The sequence below is a fragment of the Micrococcus sp. KRD070 genome, from assembly GCF_017168435.1.
GTDB classification, from domain to species: domain Bacteria; phylum Actinomycetota; class Actinomycetes; order Actinomycetales; family Micrococcaceae; genus Micrococcus; species Micrococcus luteus.
Window position 1 is genome coordinate 1 of record NZ_JABFNH010000018.1, and the last position, 4,255, is coordinate 4,255.

The 4,255-nt window shown below is 72.8% G+C and carries 3 protein-coding genes and 3 pseudogenes; 4 read left to right on the forward strand and 2 right to left on the reverse strand.

The genetic code is table 11. From position 1 onward, the window contains the following. Positions 1–7: 7 nt before the first annotated feature. Positions 8–133 (forward strand): annotated as a pseudogene (locus tag J1M38_RS06220) (tripartite tricarboxylate transporter substrate binding protein); the annotation flags it as partial. A gap of 165 nt (positions 134–298) precedes the next feature. On the opposite strand, the pseudogene J1M38_RS06225 reads toward J1M38_RS06220, so the two are convergent. After that, positions 299–856, reverse strand: a pseudogene (locus J1M38_RS06225) (CoA ester lyase); the annotation flags it as partial. A gap of 51 nt (positions 857–907) precedes the next feature. On the opposite strand from J1M38_RS06225, the gene J1M38_RS06230 reads away from it, so the two are divergent. From J1M38_RS06230 to tctA, 3 genes are read left to right on the forward strand one after another with little or no spacing between them, the layout of a single operon-like run. After that, entirely contained in the window at positions 908–1,711 is an 804-nt protein-coding gene (locus J1M38_RS06230; protein ID WP_274608411.1) for a tripartite tricarboxylate transporter substrate binding protein, read from the forward strand. Further along, a complete protein-coding gene (locus J1M38_RS06235; RefSeq protein WP_206481489.1) occupies positions 1,708–2,268 on the forward strand; it encodes a tripartite tricarboxylate transporter TctB family protein in 561 nt (186 codons plus the stop codon). Before J1M38_RS06230 ends, J1M38_RS06235 begins: the two co-directional genes overlap by 4 nt. A 1-nt stretch (position 2,269) precedes the next feature. Further along, positions 2,270–3,775 carry a tripartite tricarboxylate transporter permease TctA gene (tctA, locus tag J1M38_RS06240; RefSeq protein ID WP_115260217.1) on the forward strand — a complete coding sequence of 502 codons (1,506 nt, stop codon included), beginning with the start codon at positions 2,270–2,272 and terminating at the stop codon, positions 3,773–3,775. Between the two features lie 111 nt (positions 3,776–3,886). Here the strand turns inward: tctA and J1M38_RS06245 are convergent. Then, positions 3,887–4,255: pseudogene (locus J1M38_RS06245) on the reverse strand (CoA ester lyase); the annotation flags it as partial.

The following is a 4,255-nucleotide window of genomic DNA, read 5'->3' on the forward strand; positions in this document are numbered from 1 at the left end:
CACGGGGATCGGCCGGATCGTCTTCAGCGTGATCGCGGTGCTCACCGTGCTCGCGGCCTCCGTCTTCTCCATCCGCTCGGCCTCGGGAGGCAACGACATCCGCACCAACCTGACCCTCATCGCCCCCGCGGCGCGCGAGGCACAGCTTGCCGGTCATGCCGAACTCCGCGGTCACCGCCGTCGCCTCGGCGAGCTTCACGCCGGTGGAGCCCACGGTCGGCCCGTCGATCGCGCCCGGCAGCCCCGTGGCCCGCGCCGCGATCGTGAACTGGGACCGCGTGTACGCCAGCGCCTGCGGCGACTCGCCCAGGCCGGTGTCGCGGCGGAAGTCGCCGATCCCGAAGGCCAGCCGGAACGTGCCCTTTGCGGCGGCGATCGAGTCGATCCGCTGCAGCCCGCGCGCCGTCTCCACGAGCGCCACGACGGGCACCCCGGGCAGCCGTCGGGCGGTCTCGTTCACGTGGTCCGTGGACTCCACCATCGCCAGCACGACGCCGGCCAGGCCGCCCTCGGAGACCGGCCCGCCCAGGTGCGCGGGCAGGGCCGCGGCGAGCGCCTCGACGTCCTGCTCCCACCACCGTGAGCCGTAGCCGTTGAGCCGCACCCAGCCGGTGTGCCCGGAGGTCAGCCAGGCGACGGCGTCCGCGCGGGCCTGGTCCTTGTCCTTGGGGGCCACGGCGTCCTCGATGTCGAGGATGACGATGTCCGCGGCCGAGTCCTCGGCGGGCTGGAACCGTTCGGGCTGGGCGGCGTTGACCAGCAGCCAGGAGCGGGCGAGCTCCGGGTCGATGCGCTGGCCGGGCACGGGCTGGAACGCGGGGGAGGGGGTGATCGCGGCGGGCAGGGTCACGGTCATGAGGGGCTCCTTCACGGCGCCGGCGGCGGATGGGACTCGTTCCAGCGCGAGCTGCAGCAGACCATGCGCGTCAACGGGCTGGTGAACAACGTCCAGGTGGTCAACATCCCCGGTGCCGGTGGCACCATCGCCCTCGGTCAGCTGACCACGCTCGAGGACGCGAACAACCTCATGGTGGGCGGCACCGGCCAGATCGCCGCCCACGCGGCCCGTGGCACCGGCCCCGAGCTCTCCCAGGTCACCGCGGTCAGCCGCGTCGTCGAGGAGTACAGCCTCGTGGTGGTCCCGGCGGACTCGCCGTACCAGAGCATGGACGACCTGGTGACCGCCTGGCGCGCCGACCCCGCCCACGTGGCGTGGACCGGCGGCGGCTCCTTCGACCAGCTCGTCATGGCGGACATCGCCCGCACGGCCGGCGTGCCGGTCGCGGACACCACCTACATCCCGTCCGACGGCGGCGGCGAGGCCATCCAGGCCCTGCTCAACGGCACCGCCCAGGCCTCCGCCGGCGGCTTCGCGGACATCTACCCGCAGGTCCAGGCCGGCCGACTGCGCGCCCTCGGCGTGGTGGCGGCCGAGCCGCTGGCCTGCGTCGAGGAGATCCCGACCCTGCGCTCCCAGGGCTACGACGTCACGCTCACCAACTGGCGCGCCCTGTTCGTGCCGCCGGGCGTCTCCGCGGAGGAGCGCACCGAGCTCGAGACCCTCATCGCCGAGGCGGTCGACACCCCCGAGTGGAAGGAGGCGGTGCAGCGCAACTACTGGAACCCCGTGCCCCTCTCCGGCACCGAACTCGAGGAGTTCATCGCCGCCGAGAAGGAGCGCATCGGCACGCTGACGGAGGAGGTCAAGTGAGCCACGCATCCACCGTCCCCCCCGCCGCCGACGCCCCCTCCCGCTGGGGACGCGCCGCCGGGCTCTCCGGACTCGTCATGCCGGCCGTGCTGGCCGCGTTCAGCCTCTACCTGCTGCTGGGGTCCCTGACCATGGACACCGACGGCGCCGACTTCCCCGGCCCGGACTTCTTCCCGCTGATCCTCGCGGTCACAGGTCTCGTGATCGCCGCCGCGCTCGCGGTGGAGGTCGTGCGCGTGCGCCAGGCCCCCGAGGGTCAGGCCGACGCGGACGGCGAGGTCGGCCAGGTGGCCGGCCCGCTGACCCTGTTCCACTCGGACTTCGGCGCGCTGGCCTGGTGCTTCCTCGGCTTCCTCGCGTTCGCCGTCCTGCTGCCCTGGCTCGGGTGGATCCTCGCCGGGGCGCTGCTGTTCTGGTGCATCACGCGGGCGTTCGGCGCCCCGCACCCCGTGTTCGACATCCTCGTCGCCCTGTTCGTCTCCTCGCTGGCCTACCTCGGCTTCGCGGTGGCCCTGGGCCTGACCCTGCCCTCGGGCATCCTGGGAGGTGGCTTCTGACATGGAGACCCTCGGACTCCTCATGGAGGGCTTCGCCGGAGCCCTCACCCCCATGAACCTGCTCTGGGTGGTGCTGGGCTGTCTGCTCGGCACCGCGGTCGGCGTGATGCCCGGACTGGGCTCCTCGATGGCCGTGGCCCTGCTGCTGCCCATGACCTTCGCCCTCGAGCCCACCGCCGCGTTCATCATGTTCTCCGGCGTGTACTTCGGCGGCCTCTTCGGCGACTCCACCATGGCCATCCTCATGAACACCCCCGGCCAGGCCTCGGCCATCGCCTCCACGTTCGAGGGCCACCGCATGGCCCAGGACGGCCGGGCGGCCCAGGCCCTGGCGACGGCGGCGCTCGGCGCCTTCATCGGCGGCATGGTGGCCTCGGTGTGCGTCGTGTTCCTCGCCCCCGTGCTGGCGGAGTTCTCCACGAGATTCGGCCCCGCGGAGTACTTCGCGCTCGCGCTCTTCGCGTTCGTGGCCACCTCCTCGGTGGTCGCCGACTCGGTGCTGCGCGGCCTGGCCTCTCTGGTGCTGGGACTGGGCATCGCCGTCGTCGGGATCGATGCGGTGACCGGCACCGAGCGCTTCACGATGGGCTCGCCGCAGCTGTTCGACGGCATCCCGCTGGTGACCGTCACGGTGGCGATCCTCGCGCTCGGCGAGGTGTTCCACGTGGCCTCCCGGGTGCGCCGCGAGCACGAGGACCTGCGCATCCGCCGCACCGGCCGGCCGTGGCTCTCGGGCGCCGAGTTCCGCGAGGCCGCCCCGGCGTGGCTGCGCGGCACGGCGATCGGCCTGCCGTTCGGCATCGTGCCGGTGGGCGGCTCCGAGGTGCCGACGTTCCTGGCGTACTCGGTCGAGCGGCGCCTGGACCGACGCCGAGCGCATCCGCAGTTCGGCCGCGGCGCGATCCGCGGGCTGGCGGCCCCCGAGGCGGCGGGCAACTCGACCACCGGCATGGCGATGGGCGCCCTGCTTACGCTCGGCCTGCCCGTCTCCGCGACGGCGGCCATCATGCTGGCGGCGTTCCGCCAGTACGGGCTGCAGCCCGGCCCGCTGCTGTTCGACCGCAGCCCGGACCTCGTGTGGGCGCTGCTGGCGAGCTTCTTCATCGCGATGATCGTGCTGCTGGCGATCAACCTGCCGTTCGCGCAGCTGTGGGCCAAGCTCCTGCTCATCCCGAAGCACTACCTCTACGCGGGGATCACGCTGTTCTGCGGGCTGGGCATCTACGCCACCACGGGCGCGGTGTTCGACCTGCTGATGCTCCTGGGGATCGGCGTGCTGGGCTTCCTGATGCGGCGGTACGGCTACCCGCTGGCGCCGCTGATGATCGGCATGGTGCTCGGCCCGCTCGCGGAGACCAGCCTGCGCGACGCCCTGCTCAGCTCGGTGGGCGACCCGGCCGTGCTCGTCTCCACCCCCATCACGTGGGTGATCTACGGGATCCTGGCGATCGTGCTGGCGTTCTCGGTGCGGGCCGCCGTCGTGAGCCGGACGCGCCAGGACGTGTGAGCGGAGGCGGGATCCGCGCCCCCCGAGGCAACGCGGGTTGAGTTGTCACCGGTGTGCGGCCTCCGCACCCGTGACAACTCAACCCGCGTTTCTGGTGGGCGGCGGCCCCGCTCAGTAGTGGTACGTGTCCGACGGCGCCGTGATCGCGTTGTCCTGGTCCGGGTACCGCGTGGAGTGCACGCCGAACGCGGTGGCCAGCCCGAGGATCTTCTCCGCGCGCGCCTTGCGGGGCAGGTCGGAGCCGTTGCGGATCTCGCCGCCGTCGGCCTCGAAGTCCGCGAGGAACTCGTGGGCCCACGCCAGCTCCTCCTGGGACGGGCTGAGCCCCTCGTTCACGGCCGCGCACTGCTCCGGCGCGAGGCACAGCTTGCCGGTCATGCCGAACTCCGCGGTCACCGCCGTCGCCTCGGCGAGCTTCACGCCGGTGGAGCCCACGGTCGGCCCGTCGATCGCGCCCGGCAGCCCCGTGGCCCGCGCCGC